At 64.0% G+C, this 25,969-nt stretch carries 29 protein-coding genes and 1 tRNA gene; 13 read left to right on the forward strand and 17 right to left on the reverse strand.

Features of this window, described 5'->3' with window-relative positions:
- Positions 1-35: 35 nt before the first annotated feature.
- Complete coding sequence (locus JOE62_RS01945) at positions 36-944, reverse strand: iron-sulfur binding domain-containing protein (protein WP_204719904.1); 909 nt, start codon at positions 942-944, stop codon at positions 36-38.
- A 123-nt stretch (positions 945-1,067) separates the two neighbouring features.
- On the opposite strand from JOE62_RS01945, the gene JOE62_RS01950 reads away from it, so the two are divergent.
- On the forward strand, positions 1,068-1,685 hold the full coding sequence (locus JOE62_RS01950) for a hypothetical protein (RefSeq protein WP_204719906.1): 618 nt from the start codon (positions 1,068-1,070) through the stop codon (positions 1,683-1,685).
- Between the two features lie 4 nt (positions 1,686-1,689).
- Here the strand turns inward: JOE62_RS01950 and disA are convergent, their stop codons facing one another.
- The 3 genes from disA to JOE62_RS01965 are packed head-to-tail and all read right to left on the reverse strand — an operon-like array spanning position 1,690 to position 5,370.
- The gene (gene disA, locus JOE62_RS01955) at positions 1,690-2,763 is read right to left on the reverse strand and encodes a DNA integrity scanning diadenylate cyclase DisA (protein ID WP_204719907.1); all 1,074 of its coding nucleotides are present in this window, start codon (positions 2,761-2,763) and stop codon (positions 1,690-1,692) included.
- Positions 2,764-2,797: 34 nt separating this feature from the next.
- Positions 2,798-4,192 carry a DNA repair protein RadA gene (radA, locus tag JOE62_RS01960; protein ID WP_204719909.1) on the reverse strand — a complete coding sequence of 465 codons (1,395 nt, stop codon included), beginning with the start codon at positions 4,190-4,192 and terminating at the stop codon, positions 2,798-2,800.
- Positions 4,193-4,227: 35 nt separating this feature from the next.
- Entirely contained in the window at positions 4,228-5,370 is a 1,143-nt protein-coding gene (locus JOE62_RS01965) for an FUSC family protein (RefSeq protein WP_204719911.1), read from the reverse strand.
- Positions 5,371-5,582: 212 nt separating this feature from the next.
- Between JOE62_RS01965 and pstS the strand changes: the two genes are divergently transcribed.
- The 6 genes from pstS to JOE62_RS01995 all read left to right on the forward strand — a co-directional run bounded on the left by pstS (position 5,583) and on the right by JOE62_RS01995 (position 10,679).
- A complete protein-coding gene (pstS, locus tag JOE62_RS01970; protein ID WP_038993596.1) occupies positions 5,583-6,698 on the forward strand; it encodes a phosphate ABC transporter substrate-binding protein PstS in 1,116 nt (371 codons plus the stop codon).
- A 119-nt stretch (positions 6,699-6,817) separates the two neighbouring features.
- The gene (pstC, locus tag JOE62_RS01975) at positions 6,818-7,753 is read left to right on the forward strand and encodes a phosphate ABC transporter permease subunit PstC (RefSeq protein ID WP_204719913.1); all 936 of its coding nucleotides are present in this window, start codon (positions 6,818-6,820) and stop codon (positions 7,751-7,753) included.
- A complete protein-coding gene (gene pstA / locus JOE62_RS01980; protein ID WP_204719915.1) occupies positions 7,753-8,892 on the forward strand; it encodes a phosphate ABC transporter permease PstA in 1,140 nt (379 codons plus the stop codon). Before pstC ends, pstA begins: the two co-directional genes overlap by 1 nt.
- A 48-nt stretch (positions 8,893-8,940) precedes the next feature.
- Complete coding sequence (gene pstB / locus JOE62_RS01985) at positions 8,941-9,720, forward strand: phosphate ABC transporter ATP-binding protein PstB (RefSeq protein ID WP_038993599.1); 780 nt, start codon at positions 8,941-8,943, stop codon at positions 9,718-9,720.
- Between the two features lie 202 nt (positions 9,721-9,922).
- Positions 9,923-10,399, forward strand: a complete 477-nt coding sequence (locus tag JOE62_RS01990; protein WP_204719917.1) for a hypothetical protein — start codon at positions 9,923-9,925, stop codon at positions 10,397-10,399.
- A gap of 82 nt (positions 10,400-10,481) precedes the next feature.
- Positions 10,482-10,679 (forward strand): helix-turn-helix transcriptional regulator, encoded by a 198-nt coding sequence (locus JOE62_RS01995; protein WP_133835042.1) that lies wholly within the window; start codon positions 10,482-10,484, stop codon positions 10,677-10,679.
- On the opposite strand, the gene JOE62_RS02000 is transcribed toward JOE62_RS01995, so the two are convergent.
- Both JOE62_RS02000 and JOE62_RS02005 read right to left on the reverse strand, forming a co-directional pair.
- Positions 10,676-11,704 (reverse strand): inorganic phosphate transporter, encoded by a 1,029-nt coding sequence (locus JOE62_RS02000; RefSeq protein WP_204719919.1) that lies wholly within the window; start codon positions 11,702-11,704, stop codon positions 10,676-10,678. The genes JOE62_RS01995 and JOE62_RS02000 overlap by 4 nt on opposite strands.
- A gap of 4 nt (positions 11,705-11,708) precedes the next feature.
- A complete protein-coding gene (locus JOE62_RS02005; RefSeq protein ID WP_239543131.1) occupies positions 11,709-12,227 on the reverse strand; it encodes a hypothetical protein in 519 nt (172 codons plus the stop codon).
- Between the two features lie 28 nt (positions 12,228-12,255).
- On the opposite strand from JOE62_RS02005, the gene JOE62_RS02010 reads away from it, so the two are divergent.
- Positions 12,256-12,501, forward strand: a complete 246-nt coding sequence (locus JOE62_RS02010; protein WP_204723338.1) for a hypothetical protein — start codon at positions 12,256-12,258, stop codon at positions 12,499-12,501.
- 60 nt (positions 12,502-12,561) lie between these two features.
- Here the strand turns inward: JOE62_RS02010 and JOE62_RS02015 are convergent, their stop codons facing one another.
- Complete coding sequence (locus JOE62_RS02015) at positions 12,562-13,728, reverse strand: MFS transporter (protein WP_239543134.1); 1,167 nt, start codon at positions 13,726-13,728, stop codon at positions 12,562-12,564.
- Positions 13,729-13,836: 108 nt separating this feature from the next.
- Entirely contained in the window at positions 13,837-14,502 is a 666-nt protein-coding gene (locus tag JOE62_RS02020; protein ID WP_204719923.1) for a hypothetical protein, read from the reverse strand.
- A gap of 160 nt (positions 14,503-14,662) precedes the next feature.
- Here JOE62_RS02020 and JOE62_RS02025 point away from each other — a divergent pair.
- Positions 14,663-14,735 (forward strand) — tRNA-Lys (locus tag JOE62_RS02025).
- A gap of 62 nt (positions 14,736-14,797) precedes the next feature.
- Here JOE62_RS02025 and JOE62_RS02030 read toward each other — a convergent pair.
- Entirely contained in the window at positions 14,798-15,304 is a 507-nt protein-coding gene (locus JOE62_RS02030) for a TetR/AcrR family transcriptional regulator (protein WP_204719925.1), read from the reverse strand.
- Positions 15,305-15,539: 235 nt separating this feature from the next.
- On the opposite strand from JOE62_RS02030, the gene JOE62_RS02035 reads away from it, so the two are divergent.
- Both JOE62_RS02035 and JOE62_RS02040 read left to right on the forward strand, forming a co-directional pair.
- Entirely contained in the window at positions 15,540-15,923 is a 384-nt protein-coding gene (locus JOE62_RS02035; protein WP_204719927.1) for an alpha/beta fold hydrolase, read from the forward strand.
- 125 nt (positions 15,924-16,048) lie between these two features.
- Positions 16,049-16,450, forward strand: a complete 402-nt coding sequence (locus tag JOE62_RS02040) for an alpha/beta fold hydrolase (RefSeq protein WP_204719929.1) — start codon at positions 16,049-16,051, stop codon at positions 16,448-16,450.
- Between the two features lie 39 nt (positions 16,451-16,489).
- Here JOE62_RS02040 and JOE62_RS02045 read toward each other — a convergent pair whose 3' ends face one another.
- From JOE62_RS02045 to JOE62_RS02075, 7 genes are all read right to left on the reverse strand, one after another.
- Positions 16,490-17,077, reverse strand: a complete 588-nt coding sequence (locus JOE62_RS02045) for a dienelactone hydrolase family protein (protein ID WP_204719931.1) — start codon at positions 17,075-17,077, stop codon at positions 16,490-16,492.
- 18 nt (positions 17,078-17,095) lie between these two features.
- A complete protein-coding gene (locus JOE62_RS02050) occupies positions 17,096-17,347 on the reverse strand; it encodes a hypothetical protein (protein ID WP_038993609.1) in 252 nt (83 codons plus the stop codon).
- Between the two features lie 75 nt (positions 17,348-17,422).
- Entirely contained in the window at positions 17,423-19,027 is a 1,605-nt protein-coding gene (locus tag JOE62_RS02055; RefSeq protein ID WP_204719933.1) for an ABC-F family ATP-binding cassette domain-containing protein, read from the reverse strand.
- A gap of 246 nt (positions 19,028-19,273) precedes the next feature.
- Entirely contained in the window at positions 19,274-19,753 is a 480-nt protein-coding gene (locus JOE62_RS02060) for a hypothetical protein (protein ID WP_204719935.1), read from the reverse strand.
- Between the two features lie 242 nt (positions 19,754-19,995).
- The gene (locus JOE62_RS02065) at positions 19,996-20,778 is read right to left on the reverse strand and encodes a CPBP family intramembrane glutamic endopeptidase (RefSeq protein WP_204723189.1); all 783 of its coding nucleotides are present in this window, start codon (positions 20,776-20,778) and stop codon (positions 19,996-19,998) included.
- A gap of 156 nt (positions 20,779-20,934) precedes the next feature.
- Positions 20,935-21,636 carry a demethylmenaquinone methyltransferase gene (locus JOE62_RS02070; protein ID WP_204719937.1) on the reverse strand — a complete coding sequence of 234 codons (702 nt, stop codon included), beginning with the start codon at positions 21,634-21,636 and terminating at the stop codon, positions 20,935-20,937.
- 56 nt (positions 21,637-21,692) lie between these two features.
- Complete coding sequence (locus tag JOE62_RS02075) at positions 21,693-22,640, reverse strand: SRPBCC family protein (protein ID WP_239543136.1); 948 nt, start codon at positions 22,638-22,640, stop codon at positions 21,693-21,695.
- Between the two features lie 172 nt (positions 22,641-22,812).
- Between JOE62_RS02075 and JOE62_RS02080 the strand changes: the two genes are divergently transcribed.
- Complete coding sequence (locus JOE62_RS02080) at positions 22,813-24,033, forward strand: GAF domain-containing protein (RefSeq protein WP_204719939.1); 1,221 nt, start codon at positions 22,813-22,815, stop codon at positions 24,031-24,033.
- A gap of 9 nt (positions 24,034-24,042) precedes the next feature.
- Here JOE62_RS02080 and JOE62_RS02085 read toward each other — a convergent pair whose 3' ends face one another.
- On the reverse strand, positions 24,043-24,951 hold the full coding sequence (locus JOE62_RS02085) for a LysR family transcriptional regulator (protein WP_204719941.1): 909 nt from the start codon (positions 24,949-24,951) through the stop codon (positions 24,043-24,045).
- Positions 24,952-25,026: 75 nt separating this feature from the next.
- Between JOE62_RS02085 and JOE62_RS02090 the strand changes: the two genes are divergently transcribed.
- A complete protein-coding gene (locus tag JOE62_RS02090) occupies positions 25,027-25,938 on the forward strand; it encodes an EamA family transporter (RefSeq protein WP_239543138.1) in 912 nt (303 codons plus the stop codon).
- Positions 25,939-25,969 lie beyond the last annotated feature (31 nt).

Raw genomic sequence — 25,969 nt, forward strand, 5'->3', positions numbered from 1 at the left:
AAAGCCAGCAGGCACCCGCGTGTTCTTTGCCGGTATCAGGAAGGCAGGCGGATGCCGTCATCCTCGGCGATCGCCAGGCCATCTTTCAGCAGCCCAGCCAGCGCGCGTTCACGCTGGTCCAGCGGAGACTGCAACCGTGCAAGTGCCACGTAGCCTGCATGCGATTCCTGGGCCAGATCGGACAGGAATGACTGCTGCGGCACAGCGTCCTCATGTTCGCGCAGGATCGCCATGATGGCTCCCCGGACCTGGCGATCGGTACCCTTCCAAGCCTGGCCCTTCGGGGTGTAGTGCGGTGCCGGTTGCCCGCCGGCAACCCAGGCGCACTGCTGGTACACCGGGCATTGCCCGCACTTCGGGCTGCGTGCAGTGCAGACCAGTGCACCGAGCTCCATCACCGAAACATTCCACAGATTTGCTGCCCGGTCATCTTCGGGCTGGACTTCCCTGGCCCGGACGAACTCGCTGGCGCGCGGGCTTGGCTCGGGCAATGCCATGCCGCCAAAGAGCCGGGCATGCACACGGCGGATATTCGTATCCACGACGACTGTGCGCTCGCCGAAGGCGAAGCAGGCAATCGCGGCCGCGGTGTAGTCGCCGATGCCGGGCAAGGCCAACAGCTGCGCTTCGGTGCGCGGGACTTCGCCGTTGTATTCGGTGGTGATCTCCACGGCGGCGGCATGCAAGCGCTGCGCACGCCGCGGATAGCCAAGCCGTCCCCAGGCCTTCAAAGCCTCGGACAGCGGCTCCGCGGCCAGATCCTGCGGCCGCGGCCAGCGGCGCATCCATTCCTCCCACACCGGCAGGACACGAACCACGGGGGTCTGCTGGAGCATGAACTCGCTGACCATGACTTCCCATCCGCTCACGCCAGGACGGCGCCATGGCAGGTCGCGGGCGTTCTCTAGGTACCAGTCGTTGATGGTTTCGTGGATTTGCTGCACCCCACCACTCTAGGCCAGCGCACGGAAGACCCGGAATCCGAGGGGATCCAGTGGGGAACGCGATGCGCCCCGGATCCTACGCCATTACCGGGTTCGGGCAGTGCAATGAATTAGCCTTAAGCCATGAGCAACGCATCAGGGAGGAAACCATCGGCCAGCGTTTACCGGCGCCGGCGGATTACCGTGGCAGTACTTGCCCTGGTGCTCATCGGCCTGATCGTCTGGGGCGTCGTTGCCCTCGTGGGGGTCTTTGCCCCCGATGAGCAGGAAACTGCGGGCAATGAACCGACCGCCCAGCAGACACAACCGGTCCCTTCGCCATCGGCCGAGCCGGAAGAGAATGAAGACTCGGCCAAGATGTGCAGCGGCGACGAGATCGAGGTTACCGCGACGACCGATGCGAAAAGCTACGCCTCGGACAAGAAGCCGACATTGATTCTCGGCATCGAGAATGTCTCCAAGCGCGAATGCGAGGTGAACGTCGGAAGCACGCAGCAGGAGTTCCTGGTTTCCAGCGGTTCTGACCGCATCTTCTCCACGGTCGACTGCCTCGAGAACGCAGAGGACGTAATCCTGGCCTTCAAGCCCGGCCAGAAGGAGAATTCGCGCTTCACCTGGAACCGCGAGCGTTCGGCTCCCGGCTGCAAAGCTGTCAGCGTGCAGCCGCGTCCGGGAACCTACAAGTTCACCGCGGCTGTCGGCGACTTTGTCTCCGAGCCGGTGACCTTCACCCTGGAGTAAGCGACTAGATGTAGCGGTCCAGCAGCGAGGACTCGGCCATGCGGGCCAGGCCTTCGCGGATGGAACGTGCGCGCTGCTCGCCGACGCCTTCAATTTCCATGAGCTGGCTGGTTGATGCGGACATCAGCAGCTGCAAGTTGTCGAATGCCGCCACCAGGCGATCTCCCACCACCTTGGGAACCGTGCGGATCTGCGAGAGCAGGCGGTATCCCTTGGGGGTCAGCTGGGCGTCCTGGCCAATGCTGGAATGCGGGAACAGGATCTTGGTCAGCCCGTCGAGCTCGACCAGCTGCGCATCGGACACTTCATGCAGCGTCTCCAAGGCATGCTCGATATCCAGGTCCTGGCCCTCGGCGTCGGAGTAGTCCCGCAGCAGCAGCTCGTTATCTGCCTGGATGCCGGAGAGCAATTCGGCATGCTGGGCTGCCAGCAGGCGCCCGTCGATGCCCAGCTCCAGCACGTAGCGGGAGATTTCCTCGCTGGTGCGGCGCAGCATCTCGGTGCGCTGCAGCACCGCCAGCACTTCCCGCGCAGTGGCGACATCCTCGATCTCCGCCGCAGACAGGGCGCTGGTGACCTGGTCCAAGCGGTGGCGGTAGCGTTCCAGGGTGGCGATGGCCTGGTTGCCACGGGCCAGCAGGCGCTCGGCAGGCTCGAGCACATGGCGCTCGCCGTCGGCATAGAGGGTGATGGTCTGCATCGACTGCGACACCGAAATCGTCGGGAACCCGGATTGCGCGGCCACGCGTTCCGCGGTGCGGTGGCGGGTGCCGGATTCCTGGGTTTCAATCTGCGCATCCGGCATCAGCTGCACGCCTGCCTGCAGGATCTGCCGTCCGTTACCATCCAGGATGATCGCACCGTCCATCTTGGCCAGTTCGCGGATGCGGGTAGGGGTGTATTCGGTGTTGATCCGGAAGCCGCCGGAGCTGATCGACTCGACGAGCTTGTCGTGACCCAGCACAATCAGGGCGCCGGTGCGGCCGCGCTGGATCCGCTCAAGACCCTGGGCGAGTTCGGTACCGGGGGCAATCTGGGCCAAGACGGCAAGGAATCCGGGGGTTGGGTGCGCTTTCAACTGGCGTCCTTTCGGCGGGCGGCAATAATCAAGTTTATCGCGTTGGCTTCTGCCGCTGGTTGAAGGCGATATCCAGGGCCTGGGCGATATTCTCCACCTGGATGACGCGGATGCCCTCGGGGATGTTCTTCAACGGTTCCGGGGTGGCAGGGGCCATCGCGAAGGAGAATCCCAGACGCTGGGCCTCGGTGATGCGCCGCGAGATTTCCGGTACCTGCCTCACCTCGCCGGCCAAGCCGACCTCGCCGAAGGCCACGAAGTCCTGCGGCAGCGGGAACTCGTTCATCGACGAGGCCAGGGCCAGCGCGCAGGCCAGATCCGATGCCGGTTCGGCGATCTTGACGCCGCCCACCGTGGCGATATACGAGTCCATGGACGACAGGTCCATATGCGCGCGGGCCTGCAGCACCGCCACCACCATCTGCGCCCGTGCCGCATCCAGGCCGCTGGTGGCCCTGCGGGCGGCCGGGGCGTTGCTGCGCGAGAGCAAGGTCTGCACCTCGGCCACCAGCGGCCGGCGGCCCTCGAGGGTGACCGTGATGCAGGTGCCCGGTACGGGGTTGCGGGTTCGCGTGACGAACAGCTTGGAAGGATCGGTCAGCGATTCGATGCCGTCCTCATTCAGGTCGAAGCAACCCACCTCATCTGTGGCGCCGTAGCGGTTCTTCAGCGCGCGCAGGATGCGCAGCCGCGAATGCTTCTCGCCATCGAACTGGCAGACCACATCCACCAGGTGCTCGAGCAGCCGCGGGCCGGCGACCGACCCTTCCTTGGTGACGTGGCCGACCATGATGGTGGACATGGCCCGGGTCTTGGCCGCGTTGATGATCGAGGCGGCTACTTCGCGGACCTGGGACACGCCGCCGGCGGCGCCGTCCACCTCTGCCGAGGAGAAGGTCTGCACCGAGTCCAGGATCAGCAGCTGCGGATCGATCTCCTGGATCTGCCCCAGCGCCAGGGCCAGGTCGGTTTCGGCTGCCAGGAACAGCGTATCGGCGATGGCGTTGATGCGTTCGGCGCGGGATTTGACCTGCGCGGCCGATTCCTCGCCGGTCAGGTAGAGCACGCGCAGGCCGGTCTGCGCCGCTTTCGCTGCGACGTCCAGGAGCAGCGTGGACTTGCCTACGCCGGGTTCTCCGGCGAGCAGGATCGCGGCTGCCGGGACCAGTCCGCCACCGAGCACGCGGTCCAGCTCGGAGACGCCGCTGGGGCGGAAGGCGGCTTCGGAGCCGTCGATCTGCGCGATCGGCTTGGCCGGGTGGGCGACTTTGGCCGCGGCCACGGTGCGCGCCGAGACCACACCCACTTCTTCGACGGTGCCCCAGGCCTGGCATTCGCCGCAGCGGCCCACCCATTTGATCGTGGTCCATCCGCATTCGGAGCATTTGAACGATGCGCTGGATTTGCTGCGGGTGGAAGTTTTGGCCATGGCTCAATGCTATCGAGCCATGCGGACATTTTTGTTCAGGAGAGCTTGGGCAGCACTTCGATGGCTTCCTCGTGCACGCGGCCGGCTGCCTCGAGCAGATCCACCACCAGCGGGCGCAGCAGCAGGACAAGGCCTTCGCCCTGGAGCCCTTCGACGCCGAGGGCGCGCGGATCCAGCTGAGCGGCGACACCTTCGAGCTGCAGCTGCGCGGACTTCTCGTATTTGCGCTGGCCCGCCACCGTGGTCTCGCGCACCGAGTGCGCCAAGGTGTTGACCGCCTCGGACAGCTCGCGCATCAGCGGAGCCAGGGTTTGCGCGCCTTCCGGGGTCAGCGCGCTGTTACTGAGCACGGAAGCCAGCCGCCGGGCGAAAACCCGCGAGTTGCGGGCGGCCCAGTCGTAGTGGTTGAAGCGCTTGGACAGCCGGTTCAGCTCGTGGCGGTGGCGCCGCCCGGCGGGGGAAATCGTGGCGATTTCCTTGGACGCGCGGAAGGCGGCTGGCAGCTTGTCCAGATGCTTCTGGGTGCCGCGTGCCTTGATCAGCGCGTGGAATGCGGAGCGCCGGTCATCGTCGCGGATGGCCCAGGAGCATTCCAAAAGCGCTTCGGAAAGCTCCTTGAACAAATCCGATAATGCGGAAACCGGACTGCGCCTCGGGTCGGTGGGCCAGAAAATAATGACCAGCAGGGCGAGCAGGGAACCGGTCAGGGCATCGATGGAACGGGCAAATGGGCCGTCGGCGCTGATTGGCAGCAGCACCACCAGTGCCGATTGCATACCCAGCTGGGTGGAGAAGATGGCACCTGAATCCAGGTAGCGGGCTATGACCAGGCTGAGCGACATCACCAGCGCGGCCTGCCAGATACCCTGCCCGAACCAGTGCATGAGGGTGTCGCCCAGGGCCACGCCGAGGGTGCATCCCAGGGCGACCTCGGCAGTTTTGCGCACCGTGGTGGAGGCGCCGAAGCCCAGGGAAACCAGTGCGCTGGTGGCCGCGAAAATCGGCTGGGAATGCCCCCAGATGCTTTCGGCGATCCAGAAGGCGCCGATTGCGCCGAGGGTCATGCGCAGGATTCGAGGCAGGGAATTGCGCGAGCGTATCAGCCCGGCGCGATTGCGCTGGGATAAGAAGCCCAATACATGCGCTGGCATGCGCTTGGCCTTCCGTGTAGTTGCCATGGCTTCAGTCTTCCATGCGTTCGGTCCCAGATGGCAGAAGCTGCCGGGATATTGCGCTGGTGAGCAGGATCACCTGCCTGTGGACAAGTTGTTAACCTTCTGTTCACCTTCGCCGGGGAAGCTGGTTACTTTCGATCCTTAACGTCGTAGATGAAGCGGAGAGAAGCCGCTGAAAGTTTTACATCGATCTACCAACATGGGGAGTAAATCTCGTGAAGCTCAACCGCTTTGGCAGCGCAGCTGCCGTTCTTTCCGTCGCAGCACTCGCACTGACCGCTTGCGGCTCGGATAACCCAACCGCCGCTGCCGGTTCCGAAGGCGCAGAGACCTCTGCTGCATCCGGTGTCACCGGTACGCTGACCGGCATCGGCGCATCCAGCCAGAACTCGGCCATGGAAGCATGGGCCACCGGCTTCAAGGCTGCCAACCCGGACGCCAACGTGCAGTACTCGCCAGACGGCTCCGGCGCAGGCCGCGAAGCATTCCTGGCAGGCGGCGCGCAGTTCGCCGGCTCGGATGCCTACCTGAAGGAAGACGAGGCCGCCAAGGCCAAGGAAGTTTGCGGCCCAGAAGGCGCATTCAACATCCCAGCTTACGTCTCGCCGATCGCGATCGCCTTCAACCTCGAAGGCGTTGAAGAGATCAACATGGACGCAGCCACCATCGCCAAGGTGTTCAAGAAGGAAATCACCAAGTGGAACGATGAGGCCATTGCCAAGCAGAACCCGGACGTGGAGCTGCCTGATACCGCAATCACCGTTGTGCACCGCAACGACGAGTCCGGCACCACCGAGAACTTCGTCGAGTACCTGAAGGCCGCAGCGGCTGATGTCTGGACCTACGATGTCTCCGGCGACTGGCCAAGTGACATCCAGTCGGAGAACGCCAAGGGCACCTCCGGCGTGGTTTCGACCACCACTTCGACCAACGGCGCCATCACCTACGCTGACTTCTCCGCAGTGGGCAACCTGTCCACCGTGAACGTCAAGGTTGGCGATGAGTACACCAAGATCTCCGCCGAGGCAGCTGCCAAGGCCCTCGAGACCGCAACCCCGGTTGAAGGTGCGGCCGAGAACGACCTGGCCCTGGATCTAGAGCGCGACACCACCGAAGCGGGCACTTACCCAATCGTCCTGGTTTCGTACCACATCTTCTGCAGCAGCTACAAGGACCAGGCAACCGCTGATCTGGTCAAGGCCTTCGGCAACTACGTCATCTCCGAAGACGGCCAGAAGACCGCCCAGGCTTCGGCAGGCAACGCCCCAATTTCGGCATCCATCGCCGAGAAGGCCAAGAAGTCGATCGACGGCATCACCGTCGCCGAGTAGTACCCCGCCGGGCAACCGGCAACAGGTGCGGGTGGCCGAACTCAACCACCCGCACCAGCAGTACCCCTCCACCCCCGCAGTGAAAACTGCATCACCCCCGTTTCGTAAAGGCTCTAGCCATGACTACCAATGCTTTGACAAGCAAGTCATCGACTTCCGGCCGCGCTGGTGACAAGGTCTTCTCCGGCGCCGCACTGGCTGCCGGTGTCCTGATCCTGATCACGCTCTTCGCGGTCGCGGTCTTCTTGCTGATCCAAGCCCTGCCGACGTTCTTAGCCGATCCGGCTGAGATTTCCGGCGGCGAAGGATTCTTCGCCTACATCTGGCCGATTGTCATCGGCACCGTTATCGCAGCGGCTATCGCGCTGCTGATCGCCACCCCGATCGGCATCGGCGTGGCACTGTTCATCTCGCACTTCGCTCCACGCAAGGTCGCCGGCCCGCTGGGCTACCTGATCGACCTGCTCGCCGCGATCCCCTCGGTGATCTACGGCGCGTGGGGCTACATGGTGCTCGCTCCGGCTCTGGTTCCAGGCTACGAATGGCTGGCCAAGAACCTGGGCTTCATCCCGCTCTTCGAAGGCCCGGCCAGCCAGACCGGCAAGACCATGCTCACCGCCGGCATCGTGCTGGCAGTGATGGTGCTGCCGATCATCACTTCGCTGAGCCGCGAAATCTTCCTGCAGACTCCGAAGCTGCACGAAGAGGCCGCCCTCGCCCTAGGGGCAACCCGCTGGGAAATGATCACCACCGCGGTGATCCCCTTCGCCCGCCCTGGCATCATCTCCGCCGTCATGCTGGGCCTGGGCCGCGCCCTGGGTGAAACCATGGCCGTCGCGCTGGTGCTTTCCACCGGCAACCTGATCCCATCGCTGATCAAGACCGGCAACCAGACGATCGCCGCGGAAATCGCCTTGAACTTCCCTGAGGCCTTCGGCCTGCGCCTGGCAGAGCTGATCGCCGCCGGCCTGGTCCTGTTCCTGATCACCCTGATCGTGAACATGATCGCTCGTGGAATCATCGCCCGCCACAAGGAATTCTCGGGAGCCAACTGATGAGCACCATGACAACTAACCAGAACAGCACCTCGGGCAAGCCGACTCCTCCGGTGCGCAAGCGCAACTCCCTGGCCAAGGGCAAGCTGCCGAAATGGGCCATCTGGGCCATCGCCGCAGGCTCCATCATCATCGGCGCGGCAGCGTCCACGCTAACCGGCTTCAACGTGGCCTCCTTCGCCATCTACTCCGCGATCATCTTCCTGGTGGCCGCCTCGGTAATCACCACCGTTGCCGAAGGCAAGCGCCGCGGCAAGAACGCGATGTGGACCTACCTGATCTACGCCGCCTTCATCGTGGCAGTGATCCCGCTGGTATCCGTGCTCTTCACGGTGCTGGAAAAGGGCATGCCGGGCATGAACAGCCACTTCCTGTTCAGCTCCATGAACGGTGTGACCGGCGCGGTGGACAACGAAACCGTCGCCAATGGCACCCCGGTGGTCGGCGGCGCGTACCACGCGGTGATGGGCACCTTGCTGATCACCCTGTGGGCTACCCTGATCTCCGTTCCGGTTGGCATGCTGACCGCTGTCTACCTGGTGGAATACGGCCAGGGCAAGGCGCTGTCCAAGGCGATCACCTTCTTTGTCGACGTGATGACCGGCATTCCCTCGATCGTCGCCGGCCTGTTCGCGGCGGCCTTCTTCGGCATGATCCTGGGCCCGAACGCCCGCATGGGCATTGTCGCAGCGGTCGCGTTGAGCGTGCTGATGATCCCGACGGTGGTCCGCTCCACCGAGGAAATGCTCAAGATCGTCCCGAACGAGCTGCGCGAGGCATCCTACGCACTGGGCGTGCGCCGCTGGCGCACCATCTTGAAGGTGGTCATCCCGACCGCGATCTCCGGTATCGCCTCCGGTGTCACCCTGGCCATCGCCCGCGTGATCGGCGAGACCGCACCGATCCTGGTCACCGCCGGCATCGCAAGCAACATCAACCTGAACGTCTTCGCGAACTGGATGTCCACGCTGCCGACCTTCATCTACTACCAGATCCTGACCCCGACCAGCCCGACGAACATCGACCCATCGGTGCAGCGCGCCTGGGCCGCAGCCCTGCTGCTGATCCTCATGGTGATGGCGTTGAACCTCCTCGCCCGCCTGGTCGCTTCGATCTTCGCCCCAAAGAAGGGCCGTTGAGCCTAGGCTCCGGTCCGGACAAACCCAAACTTTTTCAAGGATTACATCATGGCAAAACGCATCGACGTCAATGACCTGAACGTCTACTACTCCAAGTTCCTCGCCGTTGAAGGCGTCTCGATCAACATCGAGCCGAAGTCGGTCACCGCATTCATCGGCCCATCGGGTTGCGGCAAGTCCACCTTCCTGCGAACCCTGAACCGCATGCACGAGGTTATCCCCGGAGGCCGCGTCGAGGGCCAGGTCCTGCTGGACGGCGACGACCTGTACGGCGCGGGCGTGGACCCGGTGACCGTGCGCAGCCAGATCGGCATGGTCTTCCAGCGTCCGAACCCGTTCCCGACCATGTCCATCAAGGACAACGTGCTGGCCGGCGTGAAGCTGAACGGCAAGAAGATCTCCAAGTCCGACGCCGACGCGCTGGTGGAGAAGTCGCTGCGCGGGGCGAACCTCTGGAATGAGGTCAAGGACCGCCTGGACAAGCCGGGCTCGGGTCTTTCCGGCGGCCAGCAGCAGCGACTGTGCATCGCCCGCACCATTGCGGTCAAGCCTGACGTGATCCTGATGGACGAGCCGTGCTCGGCACTGGACCCGATCTCCACCCTGGCCATCGAGGACCTGATCAACGAGCTGAAGAACGACTACACCGTGGTGATCGTGACCCACAATATGCAGCAGGCCGCCCGCGTGAGCGACAAGACCGCGTTCTTCAACATCGCCGGCACCGGCAAGCCGGGCAAGCTCATCGAGTACAACGACACCGCAGCCATCTTCTCCAACCCGGAGCAGAAGGCCACCGAGGATTACGTCTCCGGACGCTTCGGATAAAGATTTCGGATACCGCCGCTCCTTGAGTCGGCGGTAGACGGACCGGAAGGGGGGTCTTCCGGGGATCCTGGAGGGGATCACCGCCAGCGGCGCACCGATTGCGGTGCGCCGCTGCACTTTAACCATTCACGTAAAGCACCCTTGACTGTAAAGCGACCTTGTCAGTAAAGTGAGGTTTACATTTATCGGAAAGGGGATAACGGTGGATTCAAAAGAGTCAGTTGGTCAAAGCAAGTGGGGCCGTTCGCGATTCGGCGGATCGACAGCCCTGCTGATCATCCTGTCACTGCTCGGGGGGCTGGTCCTCTGCGCTGCCATGGCGCTGATCTGGTTGACATTCGGCCCCGAGGCCGATCAGCAGCGCAAGATGCTGGCCGGGCTGGTCTTTGCACTGATGACGCTGCCCGCTGCCTCCGCCTTGTGCTGGGTATTCATGCTGGACAGGGATACCCTGGCCGGAGCCGTGCGGGATCCGGACTCATCCATCGAGGGAAAATGGTACGAAAAGGCGGTTTTCGGAGCATTTCATGATCTGATCGCCCTGTGCGGGCTAGGCGCCATGGCGCTGGGCTTGCTGCGCATTGACGTAGATCCGGTGATGCTGCTTGTCGGGGTCGTGCTGCTGGCTGCCGTGGACGTGCTCGTGCGCTACCTGGTGATCAAGAAGGTGGAAGGCTGATGCACAAGCGCGATTCCGATTCCCGCGCCGTAGCATCGGCCCGCTCGCGCTTCGTGCAGCCGAGTAAGCGAGCCGAAAGCTAGTGGAGAACAACCTCAGCGAATACCGCAAGGAACACGGGTTCTCCCAACAGGCGTTGGCGGACCTGCTTGGCGTCTCGCGGCAGACGATTATCTCACTGGAAAAGGGCCGTTACGACCCGTCCTTGCCGCTGGCCTTCAAGCTTTCAGCGGTCTTCGGGTGCAAGATCGAAGACCTCTTCATTCCAGGTGAAGACTAGGCGTTGCCCAGCAGCGGGTGCACCGCCAAGGTCAGGATCGCGCCGCAAGCAACGCAGGCCACCGGGGTCAGCACCCAGTGCAGCAGCACCTTGGTGACATTGCGCCACACCACCGATTCGAAAGCCTGGTTATTGCCGGCGCCGACGATGCCGCTGGTGACCGCCTGCGTGGTGGACAGCGGCAGGTGCAGGACCAGCGAGCCGAGGAACAGCAACGCCGCGGCAACTCCCTGGGCGATCATGCCGCGCAGCGGATCGAAGTTCACCAGGCGGCGGCCGAGCGTGTAGGTGATGCGCCATCCGCCCAGCAGCACGCCGAGGCCCAGCGCCGTGCCGGCGGCCAGCTGGATGGCCCAGGTCACGGGTCCCGGGTCCATCGCATGCCCGGTGATCAGCACCAGTGCGATCATCGCGCCGGTGCGCTGGCCATCTTGCAGCCCCAGCCCCAGCGCTACCGCGCAGGCGGCAATGGCCTGGCCTGCGCGCGAGCCGTTGTTGACCGAACGCGAGGAATTATGGCGCATCAGCCAGGTCGCCGGAATCACCAGCACATAGGACAGCAGGTAGGCAATCACCGGGGTGATCAGCAGGGGCAGCAGCACCGAGCCGAGCAGCAGCCCCCAAGCGCCGGATACCGACAGGTCGCCCATGAAGGCCGAGGCGCCGCTGGCGCCCACCAGGCCGGAGAGCAACGCATGGGTGGAACTGACCGGCAAGCCGCGCCACCAGCAATACAGGCCCCAGGCTCCGGCGGTCAGCAGGCCGCAGATCAGCAGCTTCAGTCCGACGACGCCATCGGGGACGTTGAAATTCAGCTTGTCCACCAGCGCCACGCTCAGCCCCGAGGTGGCCAAGGTGCCGAGGAAGGCGAATACTGCCGCCACGGAGACCGCGACGGCCGGGCGCAGCGCCCTGGTGCGCACCGAGGCGGCTACGGCGGTGGAGGCATCCCTGAAGCCGTTGAGCACGCCATAGCCCAGCGTGAGGACGATCGCGATTCCGGTGAGGACCGAAAGGATGGTCATGTCCCTAGGACTCCTTCACCAGCACGCGACCGAGGTGGTCGGCAAACTGGCGCAGGGTGTTGGCCGTGAGCATCAGGTGGTCGGCCACGCGCTGGTGGCGGTGGATGGTGCCCGCCTTGGCGAACTTCGAGATCTCGTTGACCCACACCAGGTGGGTGCGCGCCGCGCGCTTGGAGAACTGCAGCATCTGCAGCCAGTTGTCCTCCAGATCATCGAGGTTGTGCAGGCGCTGGACCGAATCGGAAGCCAGCTCGGCCAGCTGCGAAATGAGTTCGAGCTGCTCCGAGGAACGCTCGGAGAGCGGGGTGGAGCCAACGGTCATGATCAGCTCGCCGGTGCCGCGCAGCTGCTCCATGGTTTCGTGCAGCAAGCGCGAGAGGGTGTACATGTCTTCGCGGGGCAGCGGGCTGATATAGCTGGTTCGAAGGTGGGTGAGCACCGCGTGCACCAGGTCGGAGGCCTCGGCTTCCGCGGCGGCCAAATCCCGCAGCTGATCTGCACGGGTGTCGGGTGAGCCGATCATTTCGGCGACATTGGCAACGGAGGTGCGAATGGTCGTCGCCAACCCACACAGCAACTCGATGCCGCGCGAGGCGGAGGGAAAGATCTGGAACTTCACGTTTTGGCGCACCATTCGATTCGACTGCTATTGGAACCAACGCAGAACAGTTTACGACGCGGAAGTGAACGCCGGGTACTTGATGGTGCCGGACCGGGAACGCCTCTCGGCGGAAGGCCGCTCGAAGCGGCAGAATTTTGGAGCCCGGGGTTACCAGCAGCCCGGCACCGGTATCTAGTGTTCTCGCCTGACCGGTGCGCTGTCAACCGCCGGGGCGGTGCTCGTGCGGTTTCTCACGCTACCGGCGAAGGCCCTTCTCTGCTCCGCTCAGGCAGAGCAGCGCGCAGCAGAACCAGATCGCGCCAGCTGGACCCAACCCGGCGGCTACAGTGCTTGAGATAACCGGCAAAGCTACTTGTCCGACGCGGTTTCCCATGAGCCTGACGGCCAATGCGGCACCGCGGTCCATCGCCGGCACCGACGTGGAAATCATCGTCATGGTCATCGGCTGGCCCAGTCCCAGGAAGAAGCCGCCGACCAGCAGCGCCGCCCCGGCGGCCCAGAGCGAATCGATGAACGCCGGCGCCAGGGCGATGGCAATGCCCGAAGCCCACAAGCTGGTGACCAGCAGGTGGTTGCGTTCGAAGTGGGCCGAGAGCTTCGGGATGAATAGCCGCGAAATAACTGAAGCGAAACCTCGAATGGCCAAAAGCACACCAACATTTTCCGGTGTGACGCCATGTTTCTCCGCCACCAGCGGCAAGAATGCGGTGAGGATGTCCAGCATCGCCAGCAAGGTCATCGAGGCGAACATGTGCGAGGCCATGCCCTTGATGCGCAGCACCGAGGGAATGGAGGCCTTGGACTTCGGCGGACGGGTCTGCGACGCCGTTTTGGAGATCCTCGGCTGCCAGCTCGGAAGCAGGAAGGGGACAGCCAGCAGCGAGCACCCGGCGGCAATCCACAGCGACAGGCTGATATCGGCAACGCGCTCGGCGGAGAGCGCGTCGGTGTCGGAGCCGAGCACCATTCCGCCGATCAGCGGCCCGATGAATTGCCCAGCGGCATAGGCCGCAGTGAACCAGCCGAACCCCTTGTCCAGATCGCTGTCGGGGAAGAACCGGGCAATCGACGATTGCCCTCCAATGGTGAACATCAGGTGCCCAAGCCCCAGCACGGCGCTGGCCAGCGCCACGGTCAGGGCATTTGGCGAGAAGTTGATGCCGATGCCGCCGGCGGCCAAGAGGGCGACGCCGGCAACCATCAGGAACCGGATCCTGCGGATGCGCGAACTGACCCGGCCCAGCATCATCGCGGTGAACAGCGGAAGGATCGCATAGGCGGCAGTCACCACGCCGACGGTAAACGCGCCGGAGCCGAAGGAGATGAGCTTGTAGGTGGTGACCGGCCGGATGAGGTTCAGCGCTGTTTGGGATAGCAGCGCCGTCGCGATCAAGATCAGCAACCAGCGTACGAGTCCTGAAGAGTTGGTCCTCGATGCGGCGCCCACACCCACCTGCCTAGAACTGAGGGGTAACTTCCTCAATCCATCCTAATGGCGCGGGAGCGCCTTTCAGTCCAATGCGTCCTGGCGCCACAGCCGGGCGCAGACTTCCAGATCAGCGGCCGTAGCCGTCAGCGCCTTGGCCTGCTGGGTCAGCTTCGTTCCCCGGTCGCTGTTGGAGAAATCTGCGGCATCGGCATGCTCGGTCATGCCAAGGGCCACGACCCGGCAATAGGCGGCAGTGCGTTCCAGGGCGTGTGCGAAGTCTCCGTTGAAGGCGCCGGAGAGAATCGACCCGGTCATCTTCTTCATTTCTTCGGCGGTCGGCGGTTCAGCCACCCCGGCGACGATGCGTTCGACCTGGGCACGGTGGGCTCCTGCCTGGAACCGTGCCGCGTGCACTTCCGGCTTGCCCATGGTGGCCGCGCGTACCGCATACAGGCGCCACAGCGCGCCGGGCAGGGAGTGGGCGGGAGCTTCGCTCCACAGCTCAGCGAGAACTTCCAAGCCCTCTTCCTCGGCAACGGCGATCAGCCGGCGTGAAACTTCGGGGTCGTTGTTGGCAATGCCGCGTTGCACGAAAGCCTGGGCGGACAAATGGGCGGCCTCGGAGACGCGCGCCGGGTCAGCGCCTCCTTCGTAGGGCTCGAAATCTTCCGGCGCGAAGGGGCGTGGCTTGTGATGGCGGAATCCCGCATCCTGGGCAACTTTTGATCCTGCACGTGCACCTCTCATGCGCTCCAGAATACTCGCTGAACCTGAGTTCTTTGCCAACAGGTGATTTAGCTTGCAACCCCCAAGATCAAGCGGGAATTACGGGCTACCACGGTGCGGAATGCGCCGATTAATGATCATGCCGGTCCATCAGGTAGTATGGATTTTGGCCTTGTGCCGTGCGCCTTTAGCTCAGCTGGTAGAGCACTGGACTTTTAATCCATTGGTCGCGGGTTCGATCCCCGCAGGGCGCACAGAACGCCCCTCCTGGTTTGGAAGTATCCAAGCCAGGAGGGGCTGCTTTTTTAGCCGGGAATCACTGAACCCAACTCTTCGGGTTTGTGCCCGCCAGCCATCGAGGCAGGCAGCCAGCGCGCGGCGGACGACCGGAACGAAATCCATCGAGTCGTCGACGGTGATCCGATGCAGCAGCGCCGTCGAGCGTGGCCATGATGAATCCCGTGCAGCCCAGAGGGTCTTTGGCGCCCAGCGCGGCCAGTGTCGCGGTTGTCCAGTTTTCGAAGATTTTCCGATTGTCCTTCAGTGGCGCGACGAGTTCCGGGGAATGCGTCAGGTCGATGAACAGCGTATAGCGCGCGAGCGTACGGGTGCGGAAGGGCCCGCTTTGGACTTCCAGAAGCCTGGTGAAGGCTTCCTCGGCCGCCTCCCGGTCAAGCAGCGGAGCGGCCTGCTCGAAGTCTTCGCGCTCACGTCGCGCCAGATGCGAAGCGACGCCCTCGATCAGCGCCTGGCGAGTGCGGAAATAATTCGAGGTGGATCCTTGCGGCAACCCGGCGGTGCGGTCGATGCGCGCGTGGCTCAACGCCCTGACTCCCTGTTCGCCGAGGATCTGGAGCGCGGCGTCCAGCGACCGTTCTATGCGCGGCCGGCCGCAAGACGCCGAGCCGACGCACTTGCACTGCCGTCCCGAACCTGACCCGACGCGGGCACCGGATACGGGATGGAGCGACCATTCAGGACCTTCACGCTCCCTGCTATTTGGGCTCGATGACGAGCTGGCATGGTTCGCATGGATTGAGCTGTGGCGGGGATGCAGCATGAAAACACAAAACCAGGCCATGCCAGACATGCCGGCGGCGCAGGGCGTCAAGCACGAATATGTCGAGCTTGCCGACGGGCACATGCATGTGGCAACCATGGGGGCCGGCGCGCCGGTGCTCCTTCTGGCAGGATTCGGCCAGACGTGGTGGGAATGGCGAGAGGTGATGCCCGCCCTTGCGGCCGCCGGATACCGTGCCATCGCCCCGGACCTGCGCGGCGAAGGCTGGAGCCAGCTGCCGTACCGGAACATCGACCGGACGAGCCGGTACCGGGACCTGCTTGAGCTGCTGGAACGGCTCGGATTGGGCACGGTACGCATGGTCAGCCACGACATGGGGGCGATTTCCGCATTCCAGCTGGCTTTGGCGCATCCGGGATGATCCAGAGCCAGGTCATGATCGCCGTGCCTCCGCTGCAGATGCGCTTCCAGCTGGGCATGGTGCCCGGCATGCGGCACCTATGGCACTAGGAAGCACTCTCGACACCCGGCCTGGGCCCATGGCTCATGCGTTCTGGACGGATGACCCGCCACTTCTTCTCACCGGTCTTCAGGGTGAAACCGCTGGACCCCGACGTATTCGAGCAGTATGCCTCGGTGATGCGCTGCGAAGCCAACGCCCGAGCGACCGAACTGCTGTGCCGCCGGATGGCCCTGCACGGGCTGGGAAGGATCATCAGCGGAAAGTACCGCGCGGACCGGCTGGCCATGCCCACGCTGTTCGTCTTCGGCGCCGATGACGCCGGTTTCCCGCCGGCTATCACGCAGCGGATTTTCTCCGACACCACCCGTTACGGTACTGACGTGAACCTGGCGACGATCGATCACGCAGGGCATTTCGTCGTGGACGAGCAGCCTGCTGCGGTTTCTGCGGCAATCATCGGCTTCTTCGCTGCGCTGGGAAAATAGCTGCGGCAGCAGTTCCAGGTCCTCGGCCGGCGGGCGTCCTCAGACGTCGGCCAAGAACTTCTTGATGCGCTCCATCACTAGTGCGCGAGCCTGCGGGTCGTGGGACGGAAGGGAACTGTCGGTGAACAGGTGCTTGTCGCCGGGATAGGTGAACAGCTCGGCGAGCCCTTCGCCCTCGTTGCTGGCGAAGCGCTGCGCCGCTTCCAGATCGCCTTCCTTCGCGAAGAACGGATCCTGGTCCATGCCGTGGATCTGCACCGGCACGCCTTCCGGCCACGGCCCGAAACTCCACTCGGCTTCCAGGTCCACAAAGGATTCCAGCAGGACCGCGGCGACGGCGCCGGGTCGTTGCTGCGCGCATTGCTGGGCCAGCGCGGCGCCCCACGAGGTGCCGATGTATACCAGCTCTTCGGGCAGGTTCTTGAACAGCTTGTCCACGCGCTGCTGGATCTTGTCCTCGCCGACCTTGTTGGCCAGCTGGATGCCGGCTTCCACGTCCTTGGGAAGCTTGCCCGCGAACAGGTCCACCGGGTGCACCGTGTGGCCGGCCGCACGCAATTCTGCGGCCATCTGCTCCACTCCAGGGGTCAGGCCCTGGACGTGATGGAAAAGAACGATCGTAGCCATGGGTGCTCCTATTGGTTGCTAGCGTTCGTCGACCAGGTTCTCAATGCGCCGCGGCAGGTGCTCAATGGCCACGTCCCAGCCGGGCATCTGGCTATTGATTTCCACGCTGTATCCCTCAACCAGCATGAATTCTGCGCAGGTAAGTGCTTCCTGGCCGGATCCCGTTTCATAGATGAAGGCGCGTTTGATGTCCTGCCAGAGCAGGGTCGCGGACTGGTCGATCACGAGGCCGGTGTTGACGACTTCGACGGTGCGCTGGGGGTAGGACATGTTCAACTTGCTTTCGGGGTCCTCGGCGGTGTGCTTTGAACAAGTCTAAACCGGCAGCACACCGCCGTGGGGTTATCAAACCGGATCCGGATAGGACTTCGCCAAGGTTCCCCCGGGACCGGTTTCCAGCAAATAGTCCAGATCCAGCTGCGACAGGAAATGCTGATCGTGGCTGACTACCAGCAACGCACCTTTGTAGGCGCCCAGTGCCTCGCTGAGCTGGCGCACGCTGTCCACATCCAGATTATTCGTGGGCTCGTCGAGGATCAGCAGCTGCGGCGTGGGTTCGGCCATCAGCAGCGTCGCCAGGTAGACCCTGAATCGCTCGCCGCCGGAAAGCGCCGACAAGGGGCGGTCGGCACTGGCTCCGCGAAGCAGCAGCCGGGCAAGCATCTGGCGCACATCGTTCGACGTGGCCGCTGGCGCCACCGACGCCACATTCTCCATGGCGCTCAGCTGTCCGTCCAGGCCCTCCAGACGCTGTGGCAAATACCCGACGCGGTCCACGAAGAGCTTTCCGCCCAGACCGCTGCCCGGAGCAACGCCTGCGAGCATCTGCCTGAGCAGCGTGGTTTTCCCCGAACCGTTGGGTCCGACAAGTCCTACGCGTTCGGCTCCCTGGATGGTGAACTGGTCTTGCGCTGAACCCAGCACGGCAACCTGCTTGCCGGCGGGCAGCTTCGGGTCGGGCAACTTGATATTGATGTGCTCGACCTGGCGTACCCGCTGATCGGCTTCGTCGAGCCGTGCTTGGGCGGACTCGACCTTGCCATCCAGGTGTGATCGCATCTTCCCGGCGTTTGCCTCGGATTTCTGGCGAAGATGGTTTGCCAGGATCTTCGGCATGCCCCCGGAAAGCTGGGTAGTACGCCCCTTGCGCTTGGCGCGGGCCAACTTGGTTTCCGCTTCGACGCGCTGGCGCTTTTCCACCTTCAGGGAGGCCTGGGCGGTTCTGGCGGCTTGCTCGGCTGCCAGCTGCTCGGTTTCCAGCTGCTCGCGAAATGCGCTGTACGGCCCTCCGTAAACGCTGAGCTTCCCGTCGTAGAGCTCCACCGTGTGCTCCATGAATTCGAGCAGCTCGATATCGTGGCTCACCACGACCAGCGTGCCCTTCCAGGTGCGGACCAGCTCGTAGAGCAATTCGCGGGTGGGACGATCGAGGTTATTCGTCGGCTCGTCGAGCAAGGTGATGGGTGAATCGGCGATGCGCAGCCCGGTCACTGCCAGCAGCATCGCTTCGCCGCCCGATAGCGTGGATGCCTTCCGGCCCAGATCCAGGCCGCTGAAACCCAGCGGCTCCAGTTCGGCGCGAACCCGGGCTTCCACATCCCAGTTGGCGCCCACTGCATCGAAATGCGCGGGGTCCACACTGCCGGACTCGATGGCTTCCAAGGCGGCCAGGATCCGCTGTATCCCGAGCAGCTCGGCGACAGTAGCGTCCTGTTCCAAAGCCAGCGTTTGCGGAAGGTAGCTCAGCGGTGCGCTCGTTTCCGCCGTTCCGCTGGTTGGGTGCAGCTGCCCGGCGATCAGTTTCAGCAACGTCGATTTGCCGCTGCCATTGGCGCCGATCAGCCCGGTCCGTCCGGAGGGAAAAGTGCCGTCCAAGTTGGCCAGGGCGATTTCTCCCGAGGGCCAGGCGAAGCTGAGATGGTTCAGGGTAATGGGTGGTGTCAAAGGCATGCAGGTTCCTCCCGCTAATGCGAAGGGGCTGCCGACTTGGGGGATCACAGAAATGGCTCAACCTCGAAGAGGGGCCGGAAAGAAAAGGATACCGAAGCCGGTAGCCGAAATGAACAAGTTGCACCGTACAGAATCGGTGCAGGGTCATTGGCTGGCTTAGTAGGTATCCATGCCAAAGAGTGTAGCAGGGCGGAGAACAGGAATTAACCCCTCAGCACCAGAAGGTCGGGAGCCGTTCGGGAAGTCCTAGATCTCAAATGTCCGGATCACTTTGTCGCTGAGCAGGACCTGGTACGGCAACTGCTTCAACTGCGCAGCGTCGATCTCGATGCCGCGGCTTTGGGCCGCAGCGGCAATTTCGTCCCACGGATGCTCACCGGGGTTTTCCGGGTCGTCGACCCGCACCAAATCGAGAATCTCAGCAATCAGCTCATCTGACGACCGCCTCCACCTGGCAGGTCCGGGCCCATGGGATATGGCTGTGAAACCACGAGCCAGATCTAAACTGATCATCGACCCATCGCTCATCAAAATGCACTGCGTGATTTTCACGCTGATGCTTGGCCTCAAATTGTCCGTCAGGGTCTCATCCATGTCGCAGACCGCTGCAATCGACATTGCCTTCAGATTGCTAGCCATCTTATGCGGCAGCACAGGGAAAGTTCCAGACTCGTACTCGCCGTGCAGCGGCGCGTAGTGGAATCTCTTTTCGTCGAAGTCACTCATAGCTGAACCGCCCTTAGTGGTCCTGGGCGCCTATTGGCAGGCAGCAGTTTCCTATGGATCGTGCATCGCGGCGATCCGCTCGTGGTTCGGCTCACGGTCGCAGGGGAGCCGGAATAAGGATACCGAAGCCGGAAGCCGAAATGAACAAGGTGCACCGATCAGAATCGGTGCAGGGTCATTGGCTGGCTTAGCAGGTATCCATGCCAACGCGTGCAGCCGGGAGGAAAACAGGAGTTGACCGTTCAATACAAGAAGACCGGGAGCCAGTCCCGGTTATGCGCGTGGACCAGCGCGAGGAACAGGACCAGGTCGAAGATCAGGTGCACACTCACGACATAGGACAAGGACTTCGTCAGCTTGAAGGTATAGCCCTGCAGCAGGGCGAAGGGGAAGGTCAGCAACGGGCCCCAGGATTGGTAGCCGATCTCCCACAGGAAAGAGGAGAAGATCACCGCTTGCAGGATATTGGCCTGCCAGTCGGGAAAGTGCTGGCGCAGCAAGGCGAATGCCGTGCAGATGAAGAACAGCTCGTCCCAGATGCCCACCGAATTGACTCCGATGAAGAGCCGCCAGAAGATGGCTGGGTCCGAGGCGTCTGGCCAGTTCTGGTAGACGCCGGTGCTGATCAGGTACACCGGCAAGATGAGGAAGCCCAGCGCCACCACGCCCAGCAGATACAGTTTCGCCGCCAAAGGCCACTTGCGACCGGTGTTCACTGGGAACTTGATGATTTGCTCGCGCCAAGCGAAGCGCGAGATCAGCCAGGGCAGCAGGACCGCCGCTGCCAGCGCCGTGCCCATCTGCGCCATGTGGCCCAAGCTCAGATCGGCGTTGAGCGGAACCAGGCTGATGAGCACCAGACCTGCCGCGATCAGCGAAAGATGCTGGGCGAGCCTGCGGTCGATGAGAGCTGCGCACAGCAGGCTCAGCGCCAGCAAGCCGTAGCCCGCAGGGCCGTTGCCGGCGCCGAAGAGCAGCGCTGCGGAAGCCGAGAGCAAGGCGGCAGGCACCAGCTTCCAGCTCATAGCGGAATGCCGCGATTCGGTCGAGGTCTGGCTCACGGACTCAAGCATGCCAGCTGAGCGGGCAAAATAACACCGCCCGGGTTCGAAGCAGGTCCGCTTAAAGTCTTTTGGCCCGCATCCGGTGGATGCGGACCAAGAAGAAATTCTGCGGAAGCCCTACTTCCAGGCGCGGTGAACGGCGACGATGCCCCCGGTCAGGTTCCGGTATTCCACGTTCTTCCAGCCGACGTTGACGAACTTGGTGCCCAGCTTTTCCTGGTCTGGCCAGGCGGCAATGGATTCAGCCAAGTAGGCATAGGCGGAAGGGTTAGGCGACACCAGGTAGCCCAGCGCAGGGATGACGCGTGGCAGGAACTGCTGGTAGGCCACCTTGATCGGGGTGACGGTCGGGGTGGAGAACTCGGCGACGACGATGCGGCCGCCGGGCTTGGTCACGCGGCGCATTTCCGACAGGGCCTTCTCGGTGTCGTCGATATTGCGCAGGCCGTAGGAAATGGTCACCGCGTCGAAGGTGTCGTCTTCGAAAGGAAGCTCATGGGCGTCGCCGTACACGAAGTCCAGCTGCGGGTAGCGCTTGCGGCCCTCGGCGAGCATGCCGTTGGACATGTCGCAGGCGGTCACCTTTGCGCCTGCTTCGGCCAGCGGGACCGAGGAAGTCCCGGTACCTGCAGCCAGGTCGAGAATGCGCTCGCCGGGCTTCGGCGCGATCGCCTCGGTGGTGATCTTGCGCCAGTAGTTCACGATGCCGCCGGTCATCAAGGTATTGAGCAAGTCGTAGCGAGGAGCCAGCTTGTCAAACATGTCCTGGACCTGTTCGGCCTGCTTATCCAGGCCTGCGCGCGCATTCTGAGAACTCATGGGTCTAAGTCTTTCATATATGCGCGCGCCAAGGCGCCGGATGTGGGGCGAATCGCTTAGAGAATCGATTCCAGCCGGGCGTAGCTGGCTTCCATGCCATCGGCCATTCCGGTGGCGAGCATCGCGTCGCGAGCGGCCTTGTCGCGGTAGGTGATCAAGGTGATCACCAATGTGCCGCCGGTGGTGCTGGTGAACGTCAGCAGGTTGACGGATCCGGGCACGCCGGAACCGAGCATTTCCTCTCCACCTTCGAGCAGCTCGGTGCTCGCTTCGTAGTGGCCCTCAACGCGTTCGAGGATCGTTCCGCTGAATCCGAACCCCTTGCCGCCATCGTCAGGGACCCACCACAGCAGGTAGCTCTCGCCGACGCCGGAGGCCAATTCGCATTTGGTCATCTTCCAGCCATCGGGACCGTATTGCCAGCGCTTGACCAGTTCCGGATCGTGGTGGGCGTCCCAGACCTGCTGGCGGGTGCCGCGAACCAGACGGCTGACGCGAACTTGCGTGTCGGAAACAATTTCGGCCGCGGTGGCGAAGGTCTGCGCGTAGTCGCGCAGGTCGATGAGCACCTGCTCGATCTGGCTCATGGTCGAACGGGTGCCGTCGATCATTCCCATTGCGACGACCTGTTCCAGGTCCGCCGCCGAAGCGTACGTTCCGGTGACCGTGAGCTTCGTGCCTTCGGGCAGCGGGTCGAAGGTGAAGACCAGCCGCGAGTTGGGCAACTCAGTGTTCGAGGTGCCGTCGTTGTTCGCGAAACCGTCGATGACCTCGAAGAATTTCTGGTCGACCACTTCCTGCCAGTGCCAGTATCCGTGGTACTGTTCGCCTTCGGGCGAGGTTTTGTGGTAGTTCGAGTAGCCTCCGGGGGCGGCGTCGTGGCGAGTGAAGGTGGCCGGGTACTCTACCGGTCCCCAGAACTTCTCAATCTGGCGCGGGTCGAGGTAGGCGTCCCAGAGCCGGGCCACGCTGACCGGGAATTCGGCGTGGACGGTGAGGGTCAAAAAGGAAGGGAAATAATTTTCAGTAGATATTTCACCTATTTTCTAGCAGCGATTCAGGTGAATTATCTACTATCAATCCTTGCCCCGGCAGGACAGGCTCTTCTCAAAGGCCCGCCCGTCGCCTACGCTTGTGGGAACTGCGGAAATCGAGCCTTGCTAGCGAGGAAATTGCATGAGTGGGTTTGCCATTGATTGGCCTGGCGCATCGCGTCGCGCTCAGCATGCCCATGAGCTTTTGGGCTCCAGCGGAGCCGGCGTTGCCGACCTCCCATTGCGTCAGGATGTACGGGATTCCTGGAAGCGATCTTTGGAAAGTTCCGCTGACCTGCGCGTCCCGTCAGTACTTAGCGATGACCATCTGCGTCTGGCACGCGAACGCAGCGAACTCCAGCGGATCTGGCCAGTTTTCGAGAAGCTCCTGGTCCCGTCCGCCATGGACGCCAATCTCCTGGTGGCCCTTGCCGACGCCGGCGGAACCTTGCTGTGGGTAGCGGGTGGAAATGGCGCCATGAGCCAAGCCGAAGGCGTGGGCTTCATGGCGGGTGCCGACTGGGCCGAGAAGAGCGTGGGCACGTCCGCGCCGGGGATGGCGCTGGCAACGGGCGCCGGCTCGCAGGTTTCCGGTGCTGAGCACCTCTACGAGCAGGCCCACCGCTTCAGCTGCTCCGCGGTGCCGATTCGCGATCCGCGCACGGGGCAGGTGATTGGCGCAATAGACCTGACCGGCGGCCCGGAGGCCATCGCCACGCACTCGCTGCCGCTGCTGCAAGCGGCGGTCATGGCCGCGGAAACGCAGCTGCTCTTGCCCGGCGCCGGCGTCGTGGCCGATCCCGACTACCTGGACCTGGGGCGCTCCGACGGAGCCCACCTCGGCTCGACGCCCGTATCCCTGCGCCATGCGGAGATCCTGACGCTGCTTGCGCATTATCGCGAAGGCCTGAGCACCGCGCAGCTGGTCGAGGAGCTGTTTGAGCGCCCGGATGCCGCGGCCGAAGGCACCGTCCGCGCCGAAATCGTCAGGCTGCGCAAGGTGCTTGCGGGTTCCCCGGGCCGCAACCTGACCTCGCGCCCCTACCGCCTGCAATGGGACCTGCAGACGACCTTCGGCCGCCTCAGGCAAGCACTGGAAGCCGGCGACCTCGAAGCCGCCCTGCCGTTGCACTCGCCGGGACTGCTGGCCCGCTCCCAAGCACCTGGCATCGTGGCGCTGCTGCACCGGATGGAAGCGGCGCTGCGCGAAATGGCGTTGGACCGCGGCACCGCCCGGCAGCTGCTGAACCTGGGCCGCCAGCTGGCCGACTCGGACCTGTTGCGGGCAGCCCTGCGCGAGCTTCCTGCGCAGTCGCCGGCGCGCTCGTTGATAGTTGCCGAGGTCCAGGAACTCGAATCCTGAGCTCCCGGATTATCGCAGTTCGCGCATCTTCTGCAGCACCAGGGCCAGTGCCGGCCATGCGCTGCGTCCGGCACGGGTCCGGGCGAAGGCCCGCAGCCGCAAATCTGGCCGGTGCAGCGGCAGGATCGACAGCCCTTCGCGTGCCGGCCGGTTCTCGGGCAGCAGCCCTACCCCCATCCCGGCGAGGACCAGGTCCTCGACCAGGTCGAGGCTGTCGGCGTGGTGGCGCACCCGCGGGCTGAAGCCGGTCATCGAAGACAGCAGGCGAAGCACCGTCTCGTCGGCGATATTGCGCGAGTTGCCGATCCAATCCCGTTCCCGGAAGGCTGCCAGCACGCCAGCCGCTTCCGCCAGCGCTCCCGCGCCCAGGCGCGCTGCATCGGCCGCGGGAACACCCAGTCCCCAGGGGGTGCTCCACAGCTGAAGGGTGTCGACTTCCGGGCCGATCGTGTCCGGGGCCAGGTTGTAGTCGTAGGTCAGGGCCAGGTCGATATCGTCGGCGGCCAGCCGTTGGAGCGCCTCGGCGGGTTCCAGCTCAAGCACCACGATCTGCACCGCCGGGTGGTCGCTGGCCAGTTGCTGGATGATCGGCATCAAGGTGGTGCGGATGGCCGTGGCGAAACCCGCAACCCGCACCGTGCCCGACGGCGCAGCCTCGGGATCCAGATCCAGCCGGGCGGCATCCACGGCACCGAGGATGCCGCGGGCATGCTCGGAGAGCCGGCGGCCGGCTGGCGTCAGCCGCACCCCGCGGCCGTCGGGTGCCAGCAGCTTGACTCCGACCTCCCGGGAGAGCTGTGCGATTTGCTGGGAGACCGTTGAGGTGGTGGTTCCCAGCACGTCGGCCACCGCCCGCATCGAACCGGTGCGGGACAGCTCGTACAGGTATTGCAGGCGGCGGGTTTCCATGGAAAACATTGTCCATGAATCCTGAATGATATGTCGATAATTCTCGCGTGGACATGGATGGCCCGGGTGGTCTCTACTGGATCCATGACTTCAACCCCCGTGCACGCCGTGAATTCAGCTGGTGCCGGATCGCTGATGGCCGTGGCCTCGATGAGCTGCGTCCAGCTCGGGCTGGCTGCCTCCATCGGCCTGGCCACAACCCTGGGCTCCGACGGCGTGGCTTGGCTGCGGCTGGCCTGGGCCGCGGTGATCCTCGTGGCCTTCGCCCGGCCCTGGCGGCTGCGCTTCAGCCGCTCCACGCTGGTGATGTGCGCGCTGCTGGGGCTGGCTACCGCAGGCATGACGCTCTCCTTCATGCGTGCCGTCGAGACGATCCCGCTGGGCACCGCCAGCGCCCTGGAATTCACCGGGCCGCTGGCCGTGGCGCTGGTCCAGGGGAGGGGTGCCGGGCGCTGGTGGGCCTTGGCCGCGGCGGCCGGGATGCTGGGCCTGACCGAACCCTGGAACGGATCGGCCGACCTGGTCGGCGTGCTCTATGCCCTGGGCGGGGCCGTCTGCTGGGCGGCATATGTGCTGCTGACCCAGCGCGCCGGAGATGCGGTGGACGGGGTCGGTGCCCTGTCGGTATCGATGCCAGTCGCGGCCCTGGCCGCCACGCTGGTGGTTGGACCAGGGGTACTGGGGCGGCTGGATCTGCCGGTGCTGGCCATCGGCCTGGGCTTGGCCCTGCTGCTTCCCGTCGTGCCCTTCTGCCTGGAGCTGCTGGCCCTGCGCCGCCTGGCCGCCTCGGCTTTCGGCACCCTGATGTGCCTGGAACCGGCAATCGCCGCCACCGTCGGCGTGGTCTTCCTGCACCAGGTGCCCAGTATGGCGGCCCTGGCCGGGCTTGTGCTGGTGATCGCCGCAGGCATCGGAGCGGCGCGGACCGGGCGGCGCGAGAAGGCTGGCGCCGAGCGCGAACTGCAGCCGGCAGCGCCGGCTCGCCAGTCCGGCTGAGGCTCTGCCCGCCGGCTCCGAACGCTGCAAC

The sequence above is a fragment of the Glutamicibacter nicotianae genome (assembly GCF_016907615.1).
Classification (GTDB): Bacteria; Actinomycetota; Actinomycetes; order Actinomycetales; family Micrococcaceae; genus Glutamicibacter; species Glutamicibacter nicotianae.